Annotated in this window: 17 protein-coding genes and 1 pseudogene; 8 read left to right on the top strand and 10 right to left on the bottom strand. The window is 67.8% G+C overall.

All coding sequences use genetic code 11. The features are described from left to right. Nucleotides 1-433 precede the first annotated feature (433 nt). Nucleotides 434-1,237, top strand: a complete 804-nt coding sequence (gene dph5, locus G9C85_RS05405) for a diphthine synthase (RefSeq protein ID WP_166037650.1) — start codon at nucleotides 434-436, stop codon at nucleotides 1,235-1,237. 356 nt (nucleotides 1,238-1,593) lie between these two features. On the opposite strand, the gene G9C85_RS19200 is transcribed toward dph5, so the two are convergent. After that, entirely contained in the window at nucleotides 1,594-3,858 is a 2,265-nt protein-coding gene (locus G9C85_RS19200; RefSeq protein WP_369680782.1) for a BGTF surface domain-containing protein, read from the bottom strand. Nucleotides 3,859-3,951: 93 nt separating this feature from the next. Here G9C85_RS19200 and G9C85_RS18800 point away from each other — a divergent pair, with 93 nt between their 5' ends. Next, on the top strand, nucleotides 3,952-4,230 hold the full coding sequence (locus G9C85_RS18800; RefSeq protein ID WP_240148780.1) for a hypothetical protein: 279 nt from the start codon (nucleotides 3,952-3,954) through the stop codon (nucleotides 4,228-4,230). Nucleotides 4,231-4,311: 81 nt separating this feature from the next. On the opposite strand, the pseudogene G9C85_RS19205 reads toward G9C85_RS18800, so the two are convergent. From G9C85_RS19205 to G9C85_RS05420, 3 genes and pseudogenes are all read right to left on the bottom strand, one after another. Next, a pseudogene (locus tag G9C85_RS19205) lies at nucleotides 4,312-4,407 on the bottom strand (surface glycoprotein); the annotation flags it as partial. A gap of 496 nt (nucleotides 4,408-4,903) precedes the next feature. Beyond that, on the bottom strand, nucleotides 4,904-5,677 hold the full coding sequence (locus G9C85_RS05415) for a VOC family protein (protein WP_166037654.1): 774 nt from the start codon (nucleotides 5,675-5,677) through the stop codon (nucleotides 4,904-4,906). An 81-nt stretch (nucleotides 5,678-5,758) separates the two neighbouring features. Next, nucleotides 5,759-6,868 (bottom strand): GTP-binding protein, encoded by a 1,110-nt coding sequence (locus tag G9C85_RS05420; RefSeq protein ID WP_166037656.1) that lies wholly within the window; start codon nucleotides 6,866-6,868, stop codon nucleotides 5,759-5,761. Between the two features lie 241 nt (nucleotides 6,869-7,109). Between G9C85_RS05420 and G9C85_RS05425 the strand changes: the two genes are divergently transcribed. After that, nucleotides 7,110-7,313, top strand: a complete 204-nt coding sequence (locus G9C85_RS05425; protein WP_166038951.1) for a hypothetical protein — start codon at nucleotides 7,110-7,112, stop codon at nucleotides 7,311-7,313. Between the two features lie 50 nt (nucleotides 7,314-7,363). Here G9C85_RS05425 and G9C85_RS05430 read toward each other — a convergent pair whose 3' ends face one another. Next, nucleotides 7,364-8,050, bottom strand: coding sequence for an HAD-IIB family hydrolase (locus tag G9C85_RS05430; RefSeq protein ID WP_166037658.1), 687 nt, complete (start codon nucleotides 8,048-8,050; stop codon nucleotides 7,364-7,366). A 146-nt stretch (nucleotides 8,051-8,196) separates the two neighbouring features. Further along, complete coding sequence (gene glpK / locus G9C85_RS05435; protein WP_166037660.1) at nucleotides 8,197-9,741, bottom strand: glycerol kinase GlpK; 1,545 nt, start codon at nucleotides 9,739-9,741, stop codon at nucleotides 8,197-8,199. A 339-nt stretch (nucleotides 9,742-10,080) separates the two neighbouring features. Between glpK and glpA the strand changes: the two genes are divergently transcribed. The 5 genes from glpA to G9C85_RS05460 all read left to right on the top strand — a co-directional run bounded on the left by glpA (nucleotide 10,081) and on the right by G9C85_RS05460 (nucleotide 18,213). Next, nucleotides 10,081-11,922, top strand: coding sequence for an anaerobic glycerol-3-phosphate dehydrogenase subunit GlpA (gene glpA, locus G9C85_RS05440; protein WP_166037662.1), 1,842 nt, complete (start codon nucleotides 10,081-10,083; stop codon nucleotides 11,920-11,922). A gap of 3 nt (nucleotides 11,923-11,925) precedes the next feature. Further along, nucleotides 11,926-13,368: a glycerol-3-phosphate dehydrogenase subunit GlpB gene (gene glpB / locus G9C85_RS05445; RefSeq protein ID WP_166037663.1), complete on the top strand. Its 1,443-nt coding sequence runs from the start codon at nucleotides 11,926-11,928 to the stop codon at nucleotides 13,366-13,368. Then, the gene (locus G9C85_RS05450) at nucleotides 13,365-14,873 is read left to right on the top strand and encodes an anaerobic glycerol-3-phosphate dehydrogenase subunit C (protein ID WP_166037665.1); all 1,509 of its coding nucleotides are present in this window, start codon (nucleotides 13,365-13,367) and stop codon (nucleotides 14,871-14,873) included. The genes glpB and G9C85_RS05450 overlap by 4 nt, the downstream gene beginning before the upstream one ends. Before the next feature lie 15 nt (nucleotides 14,874-14,888). Then, nucleotides 14,889-16,034 carry an AAA family ATPase gene (locus G9C85_RS19210; protein WP_166037667.1) on the top strand — a complete coding sequence of 382 codons (1,146 nt, stop codon included), beginning with the start codon at nucleotides 14,889-14,891 and terminating at the stop codon, nucleotides 16,032-16,034. A gap of 136 nt (nucleotides 16,035-16,170) precedes the next feature. Next, complete coding sequence (locus G9C85_RS05460; protein WP_166037669.1) at nucleotides 16,171-18,213, top strand: hypothetical protein; 2,043 nt, start codon at nucleotides 16,171-16,173, stop codon at nucleotides 18,211-18,213. An 11-nt stretch (nucleotides 18,214-18,224) separates the two neighbouring features. Here the strand turns inward: G9C85_RS05460 and G9C85_RS05465 are convergent, their stop codons facing one another. The 4 genes from G9C85_RS05465 to G9C85_RS05480 form a co-directional block, all read right to left on the bottom strand. Continuing rightward, a complete protein-coding gene (locus G9C85_RS05465) occupies nucleotides 18,225-18,398 on the bottom strand; it encodes a hypothetical protein (RefSeq protein ID WP_166037671.1) in 174 nt (57 codons plus the stop codon). Between the two features lie 411 nt (nucleotides 18,399-18,809). Then, nucleotides 18,810-21,635: an oligosaccharyl transferase, archaeosortase A system-associated gene (locus G9C85_RS05470; protein WP_166037673.1), complete on the bottom strand. Its 2,826-nt coding sequence runs from the start codon at nucleotides 21,633-21,635 to the stop codon at nucleotides 18,810-18,812. Nucleotides 21,636-21,772: 137 nt separating this feature from the next. Further along, entirely contained in the window at nucleotides 21,773-23,236 is a 1,464-nt protein-coding gene (locus tag G9C85_RS05475; protein ID WP_166037675.1) for an oligosaccharide flippase family protein, read from the bottom strand. After that, nucleotides 23,236-24,792, bottom strand: coding sequence for an alkaline phosphatase family protein (locus tag G9C85_RS05480; protein ID WP_166037677.1), 1,557 nt, complete (start codon nucleotides 24,790-24,792; stop codon nucleotides 23,236-23,238). Before G9C85_RS05480 ends, G9C85_RS05475 begins: the two co-directional genes overlap by 1 nt. Between the last annotated feature and the right edge of the window lie 26 nt (nucleotides 24,793-24,818).

Consider the following 24,818-nt stretch of genomic DNA (forward strand, 5'->3'; position numbering starts at 1 on the left):
TACCAGCCAGAGCGCCCCAGCGCGCTCGCCCGGACGACGCCACCGACACCCCGTCACCGGCCCAGAAATCTCCGGCGCCCCTTTCAGTCCCACCTCACAGCCCGTCCCCGCGACAGCGACCGCACCGCACCACGCCCCGCCCGCCCCCTGCTCGAAGCGCGCGCCGTCGGCGCGCGCTCGACCGGCCCGATTGCTGGCAACGCGGCGCGTTCGACGACCTGCTGGGCGCGCGGTGTCGCGCCCGGCGAACGGCGGTGAGCCAGTCGCGTCGATACCGCGCGAGGGTCGACGAGCGAGCACGGCGAGCGAGTCGTCGGCTGGGGAGGGAGAGGCCACAGTGCCGTTGCTGAGGTGGGACTGAACGGAGCCGACCGCGAGCATCGAACCCATTGCGGACCGACGGCTTCAACGCGGACGACGCCTAGCAGTCGGTATGCTCACGTTCATCGGACTCGGCCTCTACGACGAACGCTCGATCACCGTCGAGGGCCGAACGGCCCTCCGGGACGCCGACCGCGCGTACGTCGAATTCTACACGAGCAGACTCCTCGGCGCGACCGTCGACGACCTCGAACGTCACCACGACGTCGAGATCGAAGTGCTCGAACGCGCCGACGTCGAACAACACCCCGAACGCGTCCTCGACGCCGCCGAACGCGACTCCGTCGCGTTCTGCACCGCCGGCGACACCATGATCGCCACCACGCACACCGACCTCCGACTGCGCGCACACGACCGCGGCATCGACACCCGCGTCGTCCACGGCGTCACCGCCGAAACCGCCGCCGCCTCCCTCACCGGCCTCCAGAACTACCGGTTCGGGAAAGCCACCACGCTCCCCTTCGAGTACGCGCACGCCGGCAGCGACGTCCCCGACAGCGTCCTCGACACCATCACGGACAACCGCGCGCGCGGCCTCCACACCCTCGTCTTCCTCGACATCAAGGTCGGCGACGACACCGCCGGCGCCGACGAACGCGACGGCGACGAGTACATGACCGCCGACCACGCCGCCAGCCGACTCGCCGCCCACCACCCCGACACCGTCGCGGTCGTCGTCGCCCGCGCCGGCAGCCCCACCCCACTCGTCCAAGCGGACACCCTTCAGAACCTCGCCGACCGCGACTTCGGCGACCCACTCCATCTCCTCGTCATACCCGGCGACTGCCACCTCCTCGAAGCCGACGCCCTCGAAGCGCTCGCCGACGCCCCACGCGACCAGCTGGACGTCGCCTGAACCGGCTCCGCTGGCGCGACTGCAGCGACGGGTTTCTCGAGAGTCCGATAGCCGATAGGAAGCGAGTCCACAGCCACCGGCTCTGGCGCGGGAGCGCACGCGACCGCGAACGACCGTGAGCGGTCGCGAGCACACCCGCGAAGGACGCCGGCGGATCGCGCGAGTACCCCGAGCGCGACCACCAACATCGGCTGGAAAGGACGAGGAAGGCGGTCGACAGTCGGAGACTCGCATCGCACGCCACGGTCGGCCACGCACTCCCGCAGACCCGAGCGCGGAGTGCCGTCGCTGTCGACGTAGCGCGCGAAGAAAAATCGAACGTGAAGACCGAGTAGAACTCGGTTGGTTAGCGAGCGTTAGTTGTCGCGACGGGTCGCGAGGAGCGCAGCCGCGAGGAGTGCGACGAGCGCAACGGCGACACCGAAGCCGGGCTGACCACCGCTGTCTTCAGTGGTGGTTTCCTCGGGCTCCGACGTCGTCGGCTCGTCCGTCGGCTCCGTCGTCGTCGGCTCGTCCGTCGGCTCCGTCGTCGTCGGCTCGTCCGTCGGCTCCGTCGTCGTCGGCTCCGTCGTCGTGGTGCCTTCGTCGTCCTGCACCGTGATGGAGGCCGTAACAGCCGAGTTGTTACCGACCGTCACACCGTGCGTGAAGTCACCGGTGGAGTCCGGAACCGTGTAGTCGAACGTGACCTCGGCCGTGGAACCAGCGTCGACGGAGACGTTCTGCGTTTCGACCGTCTCACCGTCGAACTGGTACGCGACCTCGGTCTCGCCCGAGGAGTCGCCCGTGTTCTCGACCGTGGCGGTCACGGTGATGTTCGAACCGGGGGCGGCCGTCTCCGGCGCGTCGAGCGACGCGAGCTGGAGGTCGGACGCACCGCCGATCTGGGCGTCAACGGCTTCGAGCGTGTTCGATCCGTCCTTGAGGCTGACCGAGAAGTTGGTACCCTCAGGGATGTCCGAGACGTCGAGCGTGGTCGTCCACGTGCCGTCGGACTGGACCGTGGCCGTGCCCTGGCGGAGGAACGGGTTCTGACCGCTGGACGAGCGGGCAGTCACCGTGAGGTTCGTGCCGGACGCCACAGAGGACGTCCCCGTGACCTCCGCGGAGTCGGACTGCGAGACGGTCAGCGGGTCTTCCGAGTTCGGCTCTGCGCCGTCGATGTCACCCGTACGCTGGATGACGGAGACCTGCGAGACCGTCGAGCTCTGACTGTTCCCGTACGCCCAGGACTTCATGAACGTCATGTTGACGTTGAACGTCTGGCGCGGGTTGCGGTCGGAGACCGAGAAGTTGTCCGTGCCCGTGTCGACGAACATGTACAGCGTGTTGTCGCTGGGCGAGAGGAGCGCGGTCTTGTTGCTCGTGTTGATCGTTGCGGACGGCGTGTTTGCAGGCGTCGAGTCAGCCGTCTGCGTGATGTTCAGCTGTGCACCGTTGATCTGGTCGAACGGTCCCGTGGTGACAACGTCAGACGATGCACTGGGGACGAGGTCACCGTAGATACCAGCCGTCTGGATCTCGAGGACGAGCTCGTCCTCGATCGCGACGGTGCTATCCTGGGTGATGTGGTCCGCGAAGTAGTCGTCGGAGTCCGGGCTGAGAGCGTTCTTGCCCTCAGGTGCGGTCCACGAGGTGATGGAGCGCTCGACGTTACTCGGGTTGTTGATGACGATGGTTGCGACGCCAGTCTCTTCACCGCCGACCGTGGCGTTCACGGGGTACTCGGCAGCGCCGAGAGACTGACTCGAACCACTGAACTGCGAGCTGAGCGAGGTGCTAGCGATCTGGTCGTCGCTACCGGACGGGAGCTGGAAGGTGTTCGAGCTACCCGTACCGGCCAGCCGCGTGTTCCAGTAGAACTCGACGTAGCCGTCGTCGTCGTCGTCAACGACGGTTGCGCTCTCCGTGTAGCGAACGTCGGGGCCACCGAAGTTGACGGTTGCCCGGTCCGTGTCGCCAGTGATCGAGACGTTGACGGTGACGATGTCACCGCGCTCGTCGGAGAGTGCCTGCGAAACGAATGCTGCGGAGCCCTCAGCAGGCGCGTTGACGTTGACGGAGGCCTCGTCGGACGCCGTCGTGTCCGTGACAAGGAACGAGATGTCCTTGGGGCCTGCTTCCACGTCAGTGAAGTTGAGGGTTGCTTCGTTGTTGTCGTTACGGGTGAGGTCGGTCACGACGATACCGTCGTCGTCGTTGGCGTCACCGTCCTGGTCGATGTCTGCATCGCTGGATCCCGTGGTGGACGTGTCGAAGATTGCCAGCAGTTCGTCGTCCGTGAGGTTCTCGGAGAGAACGTACGCGTTGAAGTTGTCTGCGCGGTTCGAGTCGATCTCGAGGGTCGTCTCGGTGTCGTCGACACCGGAGTTAGCGACCGTGCTGGGATCGAGGTTGGTGGAGAGCGTCTGCTCGACGATCTCGAATCCGACCTCGTTATTCGGACCGCGGAGGACGAAGGCGCCCTCGTAGTCCGACGTGTCGAACTCAACCTGACCAGTGCTGTCGGCCTCGTACTCGTTGCGGTACGTCGAACCGTCGTCAGACGTGTTCTCACGCAGGGTAACCGTCGCGTCATTGTCGAATCCGCTGAACGTAGCGGTCTGACCCTGGAAGACCACGTCGCCACCGGAGACGGTGGAGCCAGAGGCGTACTGGGTGTTGTACGTACCACTCCAGCTGTCGAACGCGGACGCGCTGAAGCCGGACGTATCGTGGAGGTTAACCTCGTAGCTGTGGTCGCCACCAGACGGGTTGACAACGTTCGAGAGTTCAACCTGAACGTTACTCCCGTCGGAGAGACTGTCGTGGGAGTCGGCGAGCTCAATGCGGACGACCCCACTATCGTTCTGAACGACGTTGAAGTCAGACGCCGTGGTATCGGTGTCTGCAGTGGTCGTCACAGTAATGTCTCCCGGACCGACACCGGAGACGTCAGCATCACCGAGGTCGACCTCGATGTACTGAAGTGTTTGGTCATCGTCCAATTCTAAGTTTGCATCCGTAGTATACGTCGTTGTTTCGCCCTCCGTCGTCTGAGTGTTCAGGCTAATGGACGCGTTGTTCGCGGCGGCAGCCGTGCCCGCGAGGGCGACGGTGCCTGCGAACACAGACGTGACCATGAGCACTGAAAGGATCAGCGCGCGGAGTTTGTTGTTTTCTTCTGTCATGTGTTATTGTTTCGCTTCGGCGGCAACACCAGCTTTTCTCGATGTCGCCCGAGACCTGCGGGGCGCACCGATACTCGCTACTGTCACCATGGGTAGGGGTACAACAGAAAGGCACGACCCATTGTTATAAATGTCTTGTGGTGAATCGGGTTTCGTGTGATGGCCTCACACACGCTCTGTGTGCCGGTTTCTCACGGTTCCGATCCTCGTCGGTCGGCACCCCGACCCCACTGAGCGGTATATAAACGAATGGTTCGGTGCGTCGAAACCTGACGAAGGAACCCGGTCGCGAGTGAACACCACCTGACCGGCTCCTGGCCAGTTCCGGCTAACGAACCCATCTCCAGAGACCGCCGAGTGACCGGCAAGTACCGTCGTCGACAGCCCCTTGACTGGCGTGAATCGATGGATTTCGACCAAAACCGGCGAGAGTCGACGAGGTTCGACGGAACCCCGGAGTCGTTTGACCAGAGAAGCGACTCGAACCGGCCGCAGCTTACTCGCCGGGTGCGTCCGCGGGATTCAGGAGTTCGATCTCGTGGCCGTCGGGGTCCGTGGTGAACGCGAACATGTCGTCGCAGGACTCGGGGTCGCGGTAGTCCTCTGCCTCGCGAACCATCAGTTCGTCCCAGGCCTCGTGGAGGTCGTCTACGCGCACGCACACGTGCCCCCACGCGTCGCCGAGGTCGTACGTGCGGCCGTCGTAGTTGTACGTCAACTCGACCGCCATCGCCTCCTCGCTCGCGTCCTCGGGCTTCAGGAAGTAGTTCGCGAACGTGTCGCTCTCCCAGCGGCCCGTGTGCTCGTACTCGAACTTCCGCGTCCAGAACCCGATCGCCTCGTCCGCGTCCTCCACGCGCAGCATCGTGTGATCGAGGCTCCAGCGCGCGCCGTAGTCGCGCTCGACGAGCTCGACCTCGTGCCCGTCCGGGTCCTTCACGAACGCGTAACTCCCACCGCAGGACTCGGGGTCGCGGTAGTCCTCGACGCCCGCGTCCATGAGTTCCTCGTACGCCTCGAACACGTCCTCGACGCGTACTGCGATATGGCCCCACGCGTCACCCCTCTCGTACGAGCGGTCGTCGTGGTTGTACGTGAGTTCGAGCACGGCCGCGTCCTCGCCCTGGTCCTCGGGGCCGAGGTAGACGTTCGTGAACGTGTCGGCCGCCCAGCGACCCTTCTCCTCGTACTCGAGGTGCGTCGCGTACCAGTCCATGGACGCCTCGAGGTCCTCGACGCGCATCATCGCGTGATCGAGCGTGTACGTCATGCCCGTGGCTTGGTCGGGCGGCCCCAAGACGATACCGGACGGCGAAGTCGAGTTCGGCCGGCGAAGTCGAGTCGGCGAGCGCTACTTCCGGAGGACGAGCTTCATGACGTCCTCGTCCTCGAGCACGTGCTCGTCGCCGACCTGCTGGCCGTCGTGCTTCGCGCTCGGCCCGCGGATGCGCGCGAACCGGAACCGCTCCTCGAAGTCCCCGCCGAGCTTCGAGAGGGCGTCGGCGATACTCGATCCCTCGGGGACGACGAGCGGCTCGTCCCAGTCGACGCCGCGATTGGGCTTGTCCATGTAGACGCGGATGAGGCCGAGTTCGTCCCAGATGCGTTCCTTGAACGCGTCCAGGCCCTTCTCGGCTTCCGCCGAGATGAAGGTGACTTCGTCGGGATCGAGGTCGTGCTCGCGGAGGTTCTCGAACACGGTGTCCTTGTAGTCGGGGTCGATGAGGTCGGCCTTGTTGACGATCGTGATCGAGGGGAGGTAGACGCGGTTGTCCATGATGCCGTCGACGAGCCGGTCGATGTCGAGCGCCTCGCCGAGGTTCACGTCCGCGTTCACGTACCCGTGCTCGCGGAGGACGTCCGTGATCGTCTTCTCGTCGAGCCCCTGGTCGGCGGCGCTTGTGACGCGGATGCCGTCCTTGTGCTTCTTCCGGATGGTGACGTTCGGGGGCTCCTGGTCGACGCGGATCTTGATGTCGTACAGTTCCTTGCGCAGTCGCTGGTACTGCTCGATCTCGAACGGCGAGAGGACGAAGACGATGAGGTCGGCGCTCCGGACGACCGACAGCACCTCCTTCCCGCCGCCACGGCCGCCCGCAGCACCTTCGATAAGGCCGGGGACGTCGAGGATCTGGATGTCGGCGCCGTTGTACTCGAGCATCCCGGGGTTGACGTTCAGCGTCGTGAACTCGTAGGACCCGACCTCGCTGTCGGCGTTCGTGAGGGCGTTGACGAGCGTGGACTTGCCGACGCTCGGGAACCCGACGAGGGCGACGCTGGCGTCCCCGTGCTTCTCGACGGCGTACCCGCCGCCGCCGCCGGCGGACGACTGGTTCTCGAGCTTCTCCTTCTTCTCGGCGAGCTTCGCTTTCAGGCGACCGATGTGGGCCTCGGTGGACTTGTTGTAGGGCGTATTCCGGATCTCCTCCTCGATCTCGTCGATCTCGTCTTCGAGCCCCATCGTTATCGAGACTCGGCTGGCGGAACCGAAAAACCTGTTCACTCGCCGCGGTCCCCCCGAGCGCAGTCCCGGAGACCGGCGGAGACCACGAGTCCTGGGGTAGGGACGCCGGGCGAGTCCGTGGGCGAGCGGTGGCGTCGCTGGCCCGGTGGCCGTGCGGGGTCGTGTCGTGCGAACTCGTGACGGCCTCGTGAGAGTTTCGCCACGTTAATACTTGATGGCCATCACCGTTAGTTCGAAGATGCCCGACCCGGCGCAACTCCGCGACAGCACGCAGATCGTCCTGGAGCGCGAGACGCTCGCCGACCTGGAGGCCGACGTCGAGGACCGATTCATGGTCTCGATCGCACCCGTCGACGACGAGCGCTGTCGACTCGTCGGGTCGCCGGTCGTCATCAAGGACGTGAGCGACTTCCTCGCACGAAACGGCGTCGCGATCGCCTGATTGCACTCGCGCCGACCCCGATCGCGGTCGTGGTTCCGGGTTCGCGTGGACTACGCGTCGTTCGCTCGAATGTCATCGAGTGCGGCGAGCGTACCGTCGGCGTGTGCGTCGTCGAGGACGACGGTGGCGGCGGCTTTCGCCTTCTCGTCGGCGTTCGCGACGGCGTAACTGTGGTCGACGCGTTCGAACGTCGAGACGTCGTTCTCGCTGTCGCCGACGGCGACGAAGTCCTCGGGTGCCAGGTCGAGGTGCGCGGCGACGCGGTCGAGTGCCTTGCCCTTCGAGACCTCGCGGGGTTTGACGTGGTACGCGTAGCCGGTGTCGACGAACGCGAGGTCGTACTCGTCGGCGAGGTCGCGGAGGAGGTCGGCGGGGGCGTCCCGGCGGACGGCGAGTTCGGTCTCGCGCCAGCGGTTGACGAGGTCGGCGTCGCCCCAGCCGAGGTCGCCGCCGCGTTCCCGGAACGCCTCCGCGATGGCGTCGATGCGCGCGCCGGCGTCGTGGACGTGGACGTCGTCGCCGGCGACGACGACGCCGCCGTTCTCGGCGACGACGAGGTGCGGGACGTCGAGGAAGTCCGAGAGCGCGATCGGGTACGGGAACGCCTTCCCGGTGGCGAGCACGACGGGTTCGGGCCAGTCCCGGACGGGATCGAACACGCGCGGGTCGACGCCGTGCCCGCTCGGTCGCGTGAGCGTCCCGTCGATGTCGAGGGCGAGCGGCGGAAGGCCACTCATGCGGTCCCTCCACCGCGCCGTGGTGGCGTTGGCAGCATGGCGTACGCTGCGGACCGTGGACGGGTAACTCTTTCAGAACCGATCCGCGCGGGACTCCGTCGGCCGGAGGAGGGCCGCGGACGTGACGTGGATCAGCGCCTCCTCGCTCAGCTACCGCCGTCGTCGACGGCCCAGTCGAGCGAGCGGTCGACGGCGTCGTCCCAGCGCGCGTACTTCGCGTCCGCTTCGTCGGGCTGCATCGCGGGCTGGAACTCGCGGTCGACCTGCCAGTTCTCGCGGAGTTCGTCGACGGTGTCCCAGTAGCCGACGGCGAGCCCGGCGGCGTACGCGGCGCCGAGCGCGGTCGTCTCGTCGACCTCGGGCCGTACGATCTCGCTTCCGATGATGTCCGATTGGAGCTGGCAGAGGTAGTTGTTCTTCACGGCGCCGCCGTCGACGCGGAGCGTCGTCATCTCGATCCCGGAGTCGGCCTCCATCGCTTCGGCGACGTCGCGGGTCTGGTACGCGATGGATTCGAGCGTCGCCTTCACGACGTGTTCCTTCCGCGTGCCGCGAGTCATGCCGACGATGGTGCCGCGAGCGCGCTGATCCCAATGTGGCGCGCCGAGTCCGGTGAACGCGGGGACGACGTACACGCCGTCCGTGGAGTCGACGCGCCGCGCGAGTTCGGCGGTCTCGGCGGGGTCGTCGACGAAGCCGACGTCCTCGAGCCACTCGATGGCGGCGCCCGTGGCGAAGATCGCGCCCTCGAGCGCGTACTGGACGGGCTCGCCCGAGCGTTGGAACCCGATCGTGGTGAGGAGACCGTGGTCGGACCGCACGGCTTCCTCGCCGGTGTTCATGAGGAAGAACGACCCGGTGCCGTACGTGTTCTTCGCGTCGCCCTCGTCGAAGCACGTCTGCCCGAAGAGCGCGGCCTGCTGGTCGCCGAGCGCGGCAGCGACGGGGACTTCGGCGTCGAGGAAGCCGTCGGCGTCGGTGTACCCGTAGTAGTCGTCGTCGCTCGACGGGCGGACCTCGGGGAGGGTCTCCCGGGGGACGTCGAACTCGGCGAGGAGGTCGTCGTCCCACTCGGTCTTCCGGATGTCGTACAGCATCGTCCGCGAGGCGTTCGTGACGTCCGTGACGTGGTTCCCGGTGAGCTTCCAGACGAGCCACGTGTCGATGGTGCCGAAAAGGACGTCGCCACGGCTCGCGCGCTGCCGGACGTCGTCCGGGCGCGTGCGCTCCATCTTGATGGGGTCGGCGTTGTCCAGCAGCCATTCGGCCTTCGTCGCGGAGAAGTACGCGTCCGCCTCGAGCCCGGTCTTCTCGCGGATCGCCTCGACCTTGCCCGCGTCCTGGAGCGCTTCGACGCGGTCGGTGGTGCGGCGGTCCTGCCAGACGAGGGCGTTGTGGACGGGTTTGCCGGTGTCGGCGTCCCAGAGGAGCGTGGTCTCTCGCTGGTTCGTGATTCCCAGGCCGGCGAGCTGGTCGGCGCCGATGCCGGCGTCGTCGAGCGCGTCGCGGACGACGACTTTGGTGTTCTCCCAGATCTCCATGGGGTCGTGCTCGACCCAGCCGGGTTCGGGGTAGTGCTGTTCGTGCTTCGTGTAGGCGTTCGCGGCGATCTGGCCGGAGTGATCGAAGACGATGAACCGCGTCCCGGTCGTTCCCTGGTCGATGGCGCCTACGTAGGTGGTGTCCGTCATCGTTGTGTCCCTGTGGGCCACGGCGCTGTCCCATGCCTCCGCGTACCGGTCCGTAGACGAACCAGCGCCTCGTTACTGGCGGTGCCGTGTCGAGCGTAAACAACCGAGACTATCGTGATAAACGTTGCCCAACCCGTACTGTGATAGATGTACCCACGCACAGCCAGTTCGTCCGCTCTAGGTGAGTTCCATCCAGTAATTCTACTCTAAGCGGCCACTAGAGGGAGGAACAGTGAGTTCGCGTCGCTGTCGAAAGCATGGCAACGATCCCGGTAGTTACTGGAGGTCGTTCGTCGACGATAAAGCCAAGTGGCGAGGGGACGAGGTCCGAGTGAACTGATGGCACGCGATACCGACGTCCTCGTGCTCGGGGGTGGATCGACCGGCGCGGGCGTGGCGCGCGACCTGGCGCGCCGCGGGGTCGACGTCACCCTCGTCGAACAGGGCAACCTCACGCACGGGACGACGGGACGCATGCACGGTCTCTTGCACTCGGGCGGTCGGTACGCGGTCTCCGACCAGGCGAGCGCGAGCGAGTGCATCGAGGAGAACCGCGTCCTCCGGGAGATCGCGAGTCACTGCGTCGAGGAGACCGGCGGACTGTTCGTCAAGCGCCCCGAGGACGACGAATCGTACTTCCAGGAGAAGCTCGCGGGCTGTCGCGAGTGTAACATTCCGACGGAGGTCCTCACCGGCCGCGAGGCCCGCGAGGTCGAGCCCTATCTCGCCCGGGACGTCGAGAAGGCCATCGCGGTCCCCGACGGCGCCGTCGACCCCTTCCGGCTCGTGGTCGCGAACGCGGTCGACGCCGAGAACCACGGTGCGCGCATCGAGACGCACGCCGAGGTCGTCGACGTCCTCGTCGAAGGCGGAACCGACTCCCCGGCGAGCACGGCCGACGGCGGTTCGGACGAGGACCGCGGGGACGTCGTCGGCGTCGCGGTCGAACACCGGGCCGGCACGGGGAACCGCGTCCACGGCGTCCCCGGCGAGCGCGAGGAGATCACCGCCGAGTACGTCGTGAACGCCACGGGCGCGTGGGCGGGCCAGGTCGGCGCGATGGCGGGCGTCGACGTCGAGGTTCGACCGTCGAAGGGCGTGATGACGGTGATGAACGTCCGGCAGGTCGACACCGTCGTGAACCGCTGTCGGCCGAAGGGCGACGCGGACATCCTCGTCCCGCACGAGACCACGGCGATACTGGGAACGACCGACGAGGAGGTCGCGGATCCCGCCGAGTACCCCGAGGAGGGCTGGGAGGTCGACCTCGTCATCGACGAACTCGCCGAGCTCGTCCCGATCCTCTCCGAAGCCAGGACGATCCGGTCGTTCTGGGGCGTCCGACCGCTCTACGAACCGCCCGAGGTCGGGAGCACGGACCCGACGGACATCACGCGCGACTACTTCCTGCTCGACCACGAGGAACGGGACGGCCTCCGGGGGATGTCGAGCATCGTCGGCGGGAAGTTCACGACGTACCGGATGATGGCCGAGGAGATCAGCGACCACGTCTGCGACCAACTCGGCGTCCGCGCGTCCTGTTCGACCGCCGACGAGGCACTCCCCGGGAGCGAGCACCCCGCCCGGTTGGACGCGGCGATGGACGACTACGGGCTGAAGTCCCCCATCGCGCGCCGCTCCGGGCAGCGCCTCGGGTCGCGCGCCGAGGACGTCCTGTCCGTCGACGGCCCGAACCCGGTCGTCTGCGACTGCGAGGCGGTGACGCGCGCGGAAGTCAGCGACGCCATCGCGCAGTCCGGCAGCGACCTGAACGCGGTCCGCATCCGCACGCGGGCGTCGATGGGGAACTGCCAGGGCGGGCTGTGCTGTCATCGATTGGCGAACGTCCTCGGGGCGACGTACCCGGAGGACACGACGCGCGCGGCGTGGGACGAACTGCTCGACGAGCGCTGGAAGGGCCACCGGCACGCGCTCTGGGGCGAACAGCTCTCGCAAGCCGCGCTGAACGCGTTCCTGCACGCGACGACGATGAACCGCGACCACGACCCGGCGGGCCGACACCCCACGGGCGCGGACGGTTCCGCGCCCGGCGACGACGCGACCGGGTCGGCGCCGCCGCCCGTCGACGTCGACTTCGCCGCGTTCGACGACGGCACCGTCGGCGACGGCGGCCGCTCCGGCGACGACGGCCGTCGCGCCAGCGACGACGGGGGTGCCTGACTCGTGGCGATCCGCGACGACGTGCTCGTCGTCGGCGGCGGCCTCGCGGGGATGATTGCGGCGCTCGCGGCGAGCGACGCGGGCGCGAGCGTCCGCGTCGTCACCGACTCGGAGAGCACGCTCCAGCAGGCGAGCGGGCTCGTCGACGTCCTCGGGTACCCGACGCCGCACGAAGGCGAGGGCGGGGATTCCGGCCAGTACCCGGCGCCGAATCCGTTCGCGGCCGTGGAGGCCCTCCCCGAGTCGCACCCGTACCGGGTCGTGGGCGCGGACGCGCTCCGGGGCGGCCTCGGGGTCTTCGACGACGCCGTGGGCGACCTGTACCGGGGATCGCACACGGACCGGAACGCGCTCGTGCCGACCGTCGGCGGGACGGTGAAGCCGACCGCGCGCTACCCGGCGAGCGTCGCGCCCGGACTGGCGAGCGACGAGGGCGCGATGCTCCTCGTCGGGTTCGAGGGCGACGCGGACGTCGACGCGGACCGGATCGCTGCCCATCTCCGCGCGGTCGACGTGCCGTTCGACGTCGCGGGCGTCACGGTCGCGTTCCCCGGCGATCTCGACGGCACCGACCAGGCGACGCGGCTCGCGCACGCGCTGGACGCCGACGAAGCGGAGGCGCGGCGTCGACTCGCCGACCGCGTCAAGCGCGCGGCGAATGGCCTCGACGAAGGCGGCTCCGGCGGCGACGGCTCCGGCGGCGACGGCTCCGATGACGACGGCTCCGGCGGCGACGGCTCCGATGGCGACGGCTCCGATGGCGACGGCTTCGATCCGGCGAGCGTCGAGCGCGTCGGGTTCCCGGCGGTCCTCGGCCGCGACCGCCCCCGACAGGTGCGCGAGGCGCTCGCCGGGCACTTCGACGCGGCCGTGTTCGAACTGCCGCCCGCGCCGCCGAGCCTCCCAGGGCTCCGCCTCCGGTACCGGCTCCGCGACGCGCTCCGGGAGGCCGGCGTCGCCGTCACGACGGGCGTTCCCATAATCGATTTCGACGTCGACGGCGACCGGATCGGGACCGTGTACGCCGACCGGAACGGGTCGCGCGCCCCGTTCGAACCGCGAGCGGTGGTGCTCGCGACCGGCGGCCTCGTCGGCGGCGGCATCGACTCCGAGCGCGACGCCGTCTACGAACCAGTGTTCGACTGTCCCGTCGACCACCCCGCGGACCGCTACGCGTGGTCGGACGCGGACCCGTTCGGCCCGCACGCGTTCGCCCGGTTCGGCGTCCGCATCGACGCCGACGGCCGCGTGCTCGACGACGACGGGACCCCGCTCTACGAGAACGTGCTCGCCGCCGGCGGCGTCGTCGGCGGCTACGACGCGGCCGCCGAGAAGTCCGCGAGCGGCGTGAGCCTCGCCACGGGCTACGCCGCCGGCCGAACCGCCGCCGCGGAATCGACGACGACCACCGACACCACGCCGACCGACGCGAGCGCAGACCGATGACCGACGACAATCAGCCACACGACGACGCCGCACAGCACGCCGACGGTTCTACGGCCGACGGCACCAACCGCGCGGCCGGCGGGCGCGGTTCTGGTGCCGACTGGACCGACCCCGCGACCGACGGTGGGAACGACCGCGCGACCGACGGTGGGGCCGCCGTCGACGACGGCGAGTTCGAGCCCGTCCAGGTGTTCCCCGAGGCGGAGGACGCCGACCTCCGGCCGGGCGCGGACGACTGCTACAAGTGCTCGACGTGCGACACGACCTGTCCCGTCGCCGAGGTCGACGAGGCGTTCCCCGGCCCGAAGTTCCAGGGGCCCGAGCAGTGGCGGCTCAAGCGCAGCGAGGACCACGACGTCGACGACTCGATCTCGAAGTGCTCGAACTGCATGCGCTGTGACAGCGCGTGCCCGAGCGACGTCCCGCTGAGTCAGATGCACAACACCGCTCGCGCGCAGTACGTCGACGAGCAAGTGAGCAAGACGAGCGCGACGTACTGGCGGAATCGCTTGCTCGCGAACTACGGGACGATGGCGCGACTCGGGTCGACGTTCCCGCGACTCACGAACGCCGTGCTGGGGAACTCGCTCGTCCAGACGCTCAACGAGAGACTCCTCGGGATCACGGCCGAGCGCGAGTTCCCCGCGTTCGCGACGGAGACGTTCCGCGAGTGGTACGCCGAGCGCGGCGGCGAAGCCGCGAGCGTCGAGAACGCCCGTCGCGCGCGCCGCGAGCGCGACGACCCCCCGGACGCCGACAAGCGCGTCGCGTACTTCCACGGCGACTACGCGAACCACAACACGCCCGCGGTCGCGAAGGCGCTCGTGGCCGTCTACGAGTCCTTCGGGTACGCCGTCCTCGTCCCCGACCAGCGCTGCTCGGGCACGCCGATGTTCGCGAACGGCATGCTCGAGGACGCCCGCAGAGCGGCGCGAGTGAACGTCGAGAACTTCGCCGAACTCGTCGAGGACGGCGTCGACGTCGTCTGCTCGTGCACGAGCTGCTCGATGGCGCTCCGCCAAGAGTACCCCGAGCTATTCTCCATCCCCGGGACTGCGAAGGTGGCGGCGAACACGTACGACGCCGTCGAGTACCTCCGCATCAACGAGGACCTCGACGGCGAACTCGCGGCCGCGGACGTGACCGCGAGCGACGTCGGCGTCGACTCGTTCGCGTACCACGCGCCCTGTCACGCCCGCAACCAAGGGCTGGACGGCCAGACCGTCGAGTTGCTCTCCCGGGTCGACGGCGTCGACGCCGAGGACGTTGGCGACTCGTGCTCGGGAATCTCCGGTACGTACGGGTGGAAGACGGAGCACTACGACACGTCGATGAAGATCGGGGACGAGATGTTCGAGCACATGGCGGCCGCGGACGCGACGACGGGCATGACGGAGTGCCCGACGTGCGCGATGCAGATGGAGCACGGCACCGGCTACGAGATCGAACACCCCCTGGAGGTACTCGAAGCAGTCCTGGTCGACGGGCCAGACGAGGCGTCGTAACGTGGGTGCGTTCGAGTGAATCTCCGCGACAGGATCGCGCGTCGTCGACGACAGACCACCGCCGGGAGCGGCGTCGTCGTCGACCCGGTCGCGCTCGCGCCCGTCACGCACCCCGACGAACCGGTCGGTCGCGGCCCGCTCGTCGAGCAGTTACTCGACGCGCTCGACGTCGTCTTCGACGACGGCGTCCCCGAGCCGACCGCGGTCTGGGGCCCACCGGGCGTCGGGAAGACCGCCGTCGTCGACGCGCTGTTCGAGTCGCTCGACGCCGCGTTCTGGCATCGCGACCAGGCGATCGGCACCGCAACGCGCGCGCGCCAGCCGACCGACGTCCGGTTCGTCCGCGTCGACGGCCGGCACGCCGACAGCGAGTTCCAGGCGTACCGACACCTGCTGGCCGCACTCGGCGAGGACTCCGTCCCCGAGGGCGGCGTGAGCACCGACGCACTCGGCGAGCGACTCCTCGACGTCGTCGACCGGCACGACGCGGTCGTCGTCGCCGTCGACCACGTCGACGAACCCGAGACGCTCGACGTCGGCGTCGTCGCGTCGCTCGCCGACGACACCGCGATCGTCCCGTGGTACGTCACCCGCGAACCGCTCGACGCGCACCAGCTCGCCCCCGGGACGCCCCCCACGTCCACGGTCCGGTTCGAACCGTACCGGACGCACACGCTCGTCGAAGTCGTCACGGAGCGCGCGTCCCCCGGCCTCGCGCCGAACGCGCTCGACCACGAGACCGCCCGCACGATCGCCCGGCACGCGGACGGGAACGCCCACGACGCGCTCGCGCTCCTGTACGGCGCCGCGACGCGCGCCGACGCGGACGACGCCGCGCGCGTCCACGCTCACCACGTCGCGGCCGCCGTCGCCGCCTTCCCGACGGACTCCGTGTCGGTCGCACGCGCACTCGCCGAACCCCGGAACCGCCAGCGCGTCCTCGCGACGCTCGTCGCACTCGAGGACGACGCCCCAGCCCTTCCCGCGGCCGCGGCCGCCATCGCCGACCGAACCGACCTCACGGAGAGCACGGTCACGCGATTCCTCTACGAGCTCGCGACCGTCGGACTGCTGGCCAGAACGCCCGAGGACGACGGGTCGAGCGCCGTCACGCCACGGTTCCCACCCCGGCTGTTCGCGGCGCTCCACACCACCACCTGACCCCGCACCGCGAGCCCGACACGCTCGCGACGACCGCCGACACCGAGCGCGCTCGCAGTGGACAGACCCCTGACACCCCCCGAGCGTTTTATCCTCGCGGCCTCGAAACGGGAAGGCAGCAAGCGGTGGGTGTAGCATGGAGATAGACTTCCGGGCGACGACGACGCCTCCCGGGCTCGAGATAACCGACCCCGTGGAGCAGCGACATCTCCGCATCGACACACCCGAACCGGTCGGCCCGATCGCGTCCGCGACCGACGACTTCCGGTTCCCCGTGGACGCCGCCGTCGAGATCGAGACCAGCGAACTCCGGTTCGAGCAGCGCGAGGACGTGCACGTCCACGACGCCGACGGCGAGGTCATCTCGGAACTCCAGACCGAATCCCGCATCGAGATGCGCGACGGCGGCCCCTACGAGATCGGTATCCACAGCCCGATCAAGGTATACGTTCGCGCGCACGCCCCGTTCACGATAGAACAGGGCATCGACAACTTCGCGATCGCATTCCAGGGCCGACAACACGTACACGTCGGCGCCCGAACGACCCACGAACGACCGACTGGCACCATCGTCACGACGCCAGACGAGCGCGGGCTCGCCGACGCCATCTCGCTGTTCTCCTCCGCCCTGAAGACGACCTCCCCCGAGCGGTCGTTCCCGACGCTCCGGGGACATCCACCACTGGTCGAACTCGGCGACGAGTTCCGCGTGCCCTCGCAGGTCGAACCGACACCCTCGGACGTCACGATCGAGGTGCCAGAGTCCTACCGGCACGTGCTCGCCGTCGCGCCGCTCTCGTACTACCTCGCCGCCGACGTCAGGTTCGGGGACACGGGCCGCATCGTCACCGACGACGGGTTCACACTCGAACTGGGGACCGGCGACGCGTTCGAGGACCACGTCGCACGCACGCTCAAACAGCAGTTCCTCCTCGACTGCGTCGTCCGCACCGTCGGTCTGTTCCCCGTGGAACTCCACGAACGGCGGATGCTCGAGGACGACCTGCCGTTCGACCTCGCGGAGACCTACGACTGCTCGCTCGGCGAGCGCGTACGGCGGTACGCGCAGGTGCCGTACGACGTCGTCGAGCCACACCTCCCGAGGTGGCCGCTGACGGCACACGTCCCCGGGAAGTCAGACGCGGCGACGTTCCTGCCGTTCGTCGCCGACGAGATGGGCGTCGTCCGGGAAGCGCGTGGAACGGAGGTGACGCGCACGACGAGCGACGCGAACGGTGACGACGACGGCGGGGCCGAGTTGACGTTCGTCGAACCGGACGACACCGGAGAGTCCCTCGAGCACGCGTGGTTCGGCGACCACATCCCGCAGGGCGCGTCGATGCCGACGATGGCCGCGTTCGAGAACCAGCTCGACCGCGCGGAACGCGGCGGCTCCATCGACATCGCCGTCATCTGTAACGACCCGCACATGCTCGACGAGCAGGCGTCCCTCGAGTCGGCGTACGGCGACCGGGACGAACTCCCCTACGACGTCACGACGCGGTTCGGACTGTCCACGGACGCACTCGAGACGTTCCTCGTCGAGGCAGACGTCGACTTCCTGCACTACATCGGGCACGCCGAACGAGACGGCCTCCGGTGCATCGACGGAAAGCTCGACGTCCGCGAGTTAGAGAGCGTGAGCGTCCAGACGTTCCTTCTGAACGCCTGTCAGTCCCACACGCAAGCGATGGCGCTCGTCGAACGAGGCGCGTTCGGTGGCGTGGGCACGCTCGGCGACGTCGTGAACGATTACGCCATCGAGATCGGACGGATGTTCGCGCACCTCCTGAACCTCGGGTTCGCACTTCGATCCGCGACGGACATCGTCTCGAACGCGTCGACGATCGGCCAGCAGTACGTCATCGTTGGCGACGGCTCCGTGGACATGGTACAGAGCACGGGCGGGAATCCGCTCGTGTGCGAGGTCTTCGGCGAGGGCCGGGTGGAGCGCGACGTTCGGTTCGACGTGTACCCGACGAACTACAACCCGCTCGGGTCGCAGGCGAACGTCACGCTCGATTCGGTGACGGACGCGTACGTCGTCCCCGCCCAGACGGACGTCTACTCGGTGCCGTACGACGAACTACACGAGTACTTGTCTTGGATGACCTACCCGGTCATCGTGAATGGGGAGTGGCGGCTGAACAATCAGTTCGGGACCAGTGACGTCGACTAGACGTCGACTAGTCAGGGCCCGGACGTGACGGTGGTCCCACCGGTCGGATCCCAGCTGCTACCGCTCAGGTTCGCGAGGTCGCCGCCGGCTGCGGCGAACGCGCCGAGCACCATCATGCTCGCGAGGCTCGTCGCAAGCTGCGGGTTGTTCTGTGACCACCGTCGAACAGTCGCTATCAATGACATCGTGGTACAACGTATCTCGGGGACTGGTATGAAAGTATTCATTGATTTCCTACACTAAAGCCACTAATGATTGTGGTCGGTCCTCAGTTTGATTTCGAAGACGACCATCTCATGGCCTCTTGCAAAAGAATACGAGAGTATTCGCATCCACGTCGTTCCCAGGCGATCGGACCTAGCACGTCTCGGCGTCGTTGCAGTTCGCTTCGGCGATGACTAATAGAAACCACGTGACGCCGCGGACGCTGCCCTCTCACGTCCCACGTCAACTCGCCGCATCCTGGCGGGCAGCGCACGTGACGAACGACCACCCAGCGACACCCACACGACCAACACCAACAGAAAAGCGAGTTCACGGCCGGCCGTCGAAACGAGCGGCCTCGACTACGCTACGCGCACGACGGCAACCGAAGCCTACTGCTCCGACAGCTCCGTCACGGACCGATACTGCACGAACACGTTCTCAGACGGCTCGTCATCGTCGTCGCCCGACGCGACCGACGCGTTCCCCGACCCCGACGTGTCGACCGAGATCGACTCCCCGTCGAGGACCGCGGACTCCGGCACCGCGACCGTCGTGACGCCACCGCCCTCGACGTCCAGCGTGTACACGCCGTCCGCCTCGACGACCGAATCCGTCCCACCGTCGGCCGGCGACACCTCGTCGTTCGTCGCGTACGGAACCGTCACCACGTACTCGCCGTCCTCGTCAGCCTGCACCGTCTGCTCGTACGTGAAGTTCCCGCCCGTCTGCGTGTTGTTCAGCGTCACCGACGCCGTCACGTTCGCGCCCGGCGACGCCGACCCAGTCAGCTTCGCACCGTCCACGCGCTCGAAGGTCTTCACCGCCGGCGTGTACTTGACGTCGTGCAGCGCCAGTTGCTGCGAGAACTGGAACTGGAGAGCCGTCTGCTGGAACTGCGTCGCGTTCATCGCCCCCAGGTCACGGTAGAAGTACTGCTGGGCGACCTGCCCCTGGCGGAGAATGCTGTACGTTGCGAGCATCCGCCGCTGCTCCGACGCGTGCACGAGCCGATACTGCTCCAGGCCGTCCGCGTCGTCGTAGTACAGCTTCGAGAGCATCGTCTCCTCGAACCGGTCACTGAACGCCGTGTACGGTACCGTGGTGTTCCCCTGCTGCGTGGAGACGTTCTGACGCTCCCGAGTGAAGTACTCGTTCCGCGGCGGACCGCTCCACGTCGCGATCGCACTGAACTTCTGCGTCGCCATCTGGTGGTCGATCGTCACGTACCGCACGTCCTCGCTCCGCTGCTGGGCGGTCTGGTTCACAATCATCTCGCGGTAGTCCGCCGGCCCGTACTGGTCGACGTTCGGCTCGCGCGGACTCAGCGACGGCAGCGCGTCCAACAGCAGGTTCGCGTTCGACTCGTTCTCGTGCAGGAAGTACTTCGACGCGGTCCGCGCACCCGCCTGGAACGGGTTCGCGTGCGGGATGCGGTCCCCACGGACCGTGATCCAGTGGCCGTAGTCCCACCACGACATCACGCCGTAGGCTCCCTCCGGGTACTCGAAGTCGTCCGTCTTCTCGTAGGTTCCGTACTTCTCGAGCCCCTCTATCTCCGGCGTCCCGTTCTGCATCCAGTCCGTCGTCGAATCCCACGCCGTGACCGTCCGCGGCGCCGGACCGTTCGAGCGGGGGTTGTCCGGGTTCCCCGCGACCTGCCGGTGGACGTCCGTCCCGGTCATCGCGATGCCGCCGATCGGCGCCAGCGGCGCGAGCACGAGGACGACCGCGGCGAGCACCACGGACACGTGGTACGCCTTGACGTCCGAGAGTTCGAGGTCGCTATCGATCTCGGCGAAGCCGAGTAGCGACCCGACGAAGTACGCGTTCAGGACCGCCACCGGCAGCACGAGGTAGTAGTTGAACCGTTGCTGGGTGAGCGCCATCATGAACACGAACACCGTCCAGACGCCGAGGAACACGTACTCGGCGCGGACGCGTTCCTTGACGGCACGGTACGCGAGGATGCACAGGCCCGCGATACCCGTGAGGTACGTGAGTCCGTACGAGCCGACGAGCGCGCGATTCAGTCGTCGGATGTACCCCTCCTCTAGCGGAACGAGCGCTTGTGCCTCGCCGATGGTGAGCGTCGTGTCGTTCTGCCCGAGTGCGAGCGTCCGGAACAGGTTGTTCTGGATGCTCCCCCAGGCATCGGGGAGGACGACGCTGAACGCGAGCACGGCGAGCAGCGCGAGCGAGAGCGCCGAGAACGGGAACAGGCGCCGGTCGAAGTCGGTGTCGTCCCACGCCCGCCCGAGCCACGCGAGGAACGCACACCCGGCGGCGACGCCGACTGTGAGGAGGACGTGCAGGAGCGAGATCGCACTCGCGGAGAACCCGAGTTCGTCGATGCCGACGAGCGAGAAGACCGCGACGGTCAGGAGGGAAACGACGCCGACGAACGCGACGTGGTCCGGGCTGGAGCCGACCGCGTACTTCGCGCCGAGCGCGAGCAGGAAGAACGTCCCGATGATGCCGACGAGGACGATCGCTGGCGGCCACACCCAGACGTACAGCGAGATGGCGACGCCGGCGAGCACGCTGTACTTCGTCGGCTCCTTCAGAGCGTCCCAGTCGCGGTCGAGCGCGAGTTCGTAGATGGGTTTCTCGCGCTCGGCGACGCGGAGCGCGACCATGAACGCGAGGACGCTGATCGCGTGGAACAGGACCTCGGCGGCGTGGTGGTCGGCGAATCCTGCGGTCGTGCGGTTGAGGAACACGCCGGGAAGCAGTGCGAGGACGGCGACGCCGAACAGCGCGCCGAAGCGGCCGGTGAGACGCCGGGCGATGAAGTACGTCGGGATGGCGACCGCGGTCCCGAAGACGGCGGGCGCGTACAGGAGCGTCTGCGCGATCTGCCGCTGGCTCGGGTCGCCGAGACCGACGACGAGCGCGGCCGTCGCGACGAGCTGGTCGTACAGCGTCCCGAACTGCGAGTTCGAGACCCCGTAGGGGAACTGCGTCCACGGGTCGAACGGCATCGTGAACGGCCAGTTGTGGACGACGTACGACGTCTCTCGGAGGTGATACCAGGCGTCGTTCCCGCTGAAATAGATCCCGTCCGGTCGGATGAAGTTCTCCGCCGGGAGGACACGCAGCCAGAGCATGAACGCGAGGAGGGCGGCGAGGACGGGGACGTGGTAGTACTCCCGGAAGAGGTCTACCACGGAGGACTCGCCGAGGACCTCCTGGCTGGTCTCGGTTTCGCTACTCATTGTCCGTGCATCGCCGGGAAATGCGCATAAGCCTTATGAAAAGGTGATTGGCGAGATGGGACGGGGCGACCGCAGGATGGCGTCGGGGTCGATCGCGCACTTGGCCCGTTACGAACGGGCGTGGCCGCGCACGCTCCTTATCGAACCTCGTCGATGAGGTCGCGTGAGACGGCGAAGACGTCGACGCGGACGCGTTCGCTGAGCGCGAGCAGGATCGCGAAGTACGTCCCGCCGCCGACCGCGAGCACGAACCCGAGGCGGAGCGCGCCGTGGGCCGCGCCGAGCGCGTCGACGAGCACGTACACGACCGCCGTCATCGCGACCATCGCCACGACCTCCTTCCCGACGTCCCCGAGCGAGGACAGCGGCACCGGCTGTTCGAGGTAGTAGAGCATCGCGGCGACGCTCGACCCGAACGCGAGCACGGTCGCCGACGCCACCCCCCACGCGTCGTACGCCATCGTCAACGGAACGGCCGTGACGGCGTACACGAGGATGAGGAGCAAGCCGCTCGCTGCGTACACGCGCGGGTTCCCCGTCCCGAGGAAGTACTTCTCGAGGCCGTTCCGGTAGCCGTTCAGGAGGTTCGCGACCGCGAGCACGGGCACGAGGACGTTCGCCAGTCCGACCACGCCCACGATCGGGATCGTCGTCGTTCCCGGGTTCTCGCCGTAGAGCGTCAGGAGGACGTCGTTCCCGATGACCGCACCGCCGCCGACGAGCGGGATCGCGAACAGGCCCGCGTACGTGAACAGCGCCGCGAACAGCCGGTTTATCTCGGCGTCGTCGCCGACCTCGGAGAGCGCGGAGAACTGCGGGAACGTCACCTGCGATAGCGCCGAGGAGAACAGCATCGCGGCCTCGGTGAGCGCGAACACGTTCTTGTAGACGCCGGTCGGACCCTGGCCCGCGAACTGGCCGATGATGATGTAGTCCGCGTGCTTGAACAGTTGACTGGAGACGTTCTGGACGTACGCGTACTTCGAGTAGTCGAGGAAGTCCCCGAGGAGTGCACGCGACGGCAGGTTCGGGACGACGCGCGCGTACCCGAAGTACGCGATGAGGAACGTCACGAACTGGCCCGCGACGACCCCGTAGACGAGTCCGATGACGCCGAAGTCGTTCAGGACGAACGCGGCTTGGATGGGGACGATGATGGCGTGCCGGCCGTTCTCGATGGCGCCGGCGAGCGCGACGCGCTGCTGGCCCTCCAGGTACGCGGTCGACAGCCGGAACAGCCCCCACGTGAGGACGCCGAGCGGGACGATCAACGCCACGTCCAGCCCGACGACGCCGTCGACGAACCCCCGGAGCGGGACGAGCAAGACCGTGATGGCGGCGACGCCGCCCAGCAGGACGAGCGCGCCGGTCGTGAAGTACGCCGCCTGGTCGTCGCCCTCGCTGACGCGCTTCGTGAGTACCGTGTACAACCCGAAGCTGGAGAGGTTTGCGGCGATCATCTGGATGCTCACGAAGATCGCGAACGTCCCGATGCCGTCGAACCCGAGCAGGCGCGTGAACACGAGCGTCCCGAGGAATCCCGCGAGGGACCCGAGGACGTTCGTCACGAACCGCTTGGAGACCTCCGCGCCGACCTTCATCACTCGAGGTAGCCGAGTTCGCGCAGGCGGTCCTTGACCTCGTCTTCCTGTTCCTCGTCCTCGATGCCGCCCCCGGTGATGGCGTCCGCGCCGACGAACGCGTACGTCTCCGGCGCTCGGCTGGCGGCGTCGGCGTCGTCGGCGAACACGTCGAGGACGTCACCGGTCATCGTCTCGGGGAGTCGGTACCCGAGCGCGTGAAGGACCGTCGGCGCGACGTCCGTTATCTCGGCGCCCTCGACGGTACCGTCGCGGAACGACGGCCCGCGAGCGAGGAAGATGCCTTCGCGTGCGTGCCCGCTCGTGTCCGCGTCGACGACGGACTGGTCGACGTCGAACCGCGAGGTGACGTGGACCTCGGGCGTCTCGACTATCATCGCGAGGTCGGGCGTGTGCGGGCCGCCGCGGTTGAGGCGTTCGAACCTGACGTCGAGACCGGCGTCCGTGGCGGCCGTCTCGAGCGCTTCGCGTGCGCGCTCGCAGACGTCGTCGACGACGTCCGGATCGTCGGCGAGCGCGTACACGAGCGCGGTCTTCTGGCCCTGATCGACGACCGCCTCCGTGTTCGCCCAGTCGATGCGACCCGTCTTGATGGCGTTGTCGAGGCCGAGCGCGTCGCCCGTCGGGAGGCCCGCGACGGTGCTCGCCGGGACGACCTTCCGGGCGAACGTCAGCAGGCCGACGCGACCGAGGACGTCGCTCGCCAAGTCCCGGAGCGACCCGAGTGCGACCTTCGTCGAGTCCCCGGACTCCTCGAGGGACACCAGCCCCGCGTCCTCCAGGACGTGGTTCGGGGCGAAGAACCGCCGGACCTTCTCGAACCCGTGATCGCTCATCACGACGACGTCATCGTCCCCGTGGGCGTCGAGGAACTCGCCGAGGTGCTCGTCGACGCGTTGGTACACCTCGAAGATGGCGTTGTCCGTCGACGCCGGCGGCGTGCTATCCGGACCCCAGAAGTGATGGGCGATGCGATCGGTGCCGCGGATGAGACCGACGGCGAGGTCAGGATCCTCGGCTCGGACGAAGTGCTCGAATCCCTCGAAGCGCTTGTCGACGAGGTCGAGGCTCCGGTCGACGTACTCGCGCGTTCCAGCCTGTTCGTCGTTCCGGAGGCGGTACCCGTCGACGAGCTCGGTGAGTTCGCCCCAGGCCTCGGGCGGATGCGAGTACGCCTCCTTGTGCTCGGGGGCGGCGGCGATTATCGTGCCGTCGATCGACTGCCAGGGGTACGACCCGGGGATGTTGAAGACGACCGAGCGCCCGCCCTGGTCGTCGACGACGTCCCACATCTTTCCGGGGACGAACTCGTCGTGGCTCAGGTCGTTCTCGCGCGTGTCGCGGTTGAAGTGCGTGAACCCGTACATGTCGAGCGTCGTCGGGTCGCGGCCGGTCGCGAACGACGGCCACGCCGGCACGGTGATCTCGGGAATCGTGCTCTCGAGGTCGCCGGACGCGCTCTCCTCGAGCAACCGCTCGAAGTTCGGGAGTTCGCCGGCGTCGACCCACGGCTCGATGAGCGAGAACGTGGCGCCGTCGAGGCCGAGGAGTATCATAATTGGCGCGTTGCGTGGGACGTCTA

The organism is Halorubellus sp. JP-L1, from assembly GCF_011440375.1.
Lineage (GTDB): Archaea > Halobacteriota > Halobacteria > Halobacteriales > Natrialbaceae > Halorubellus.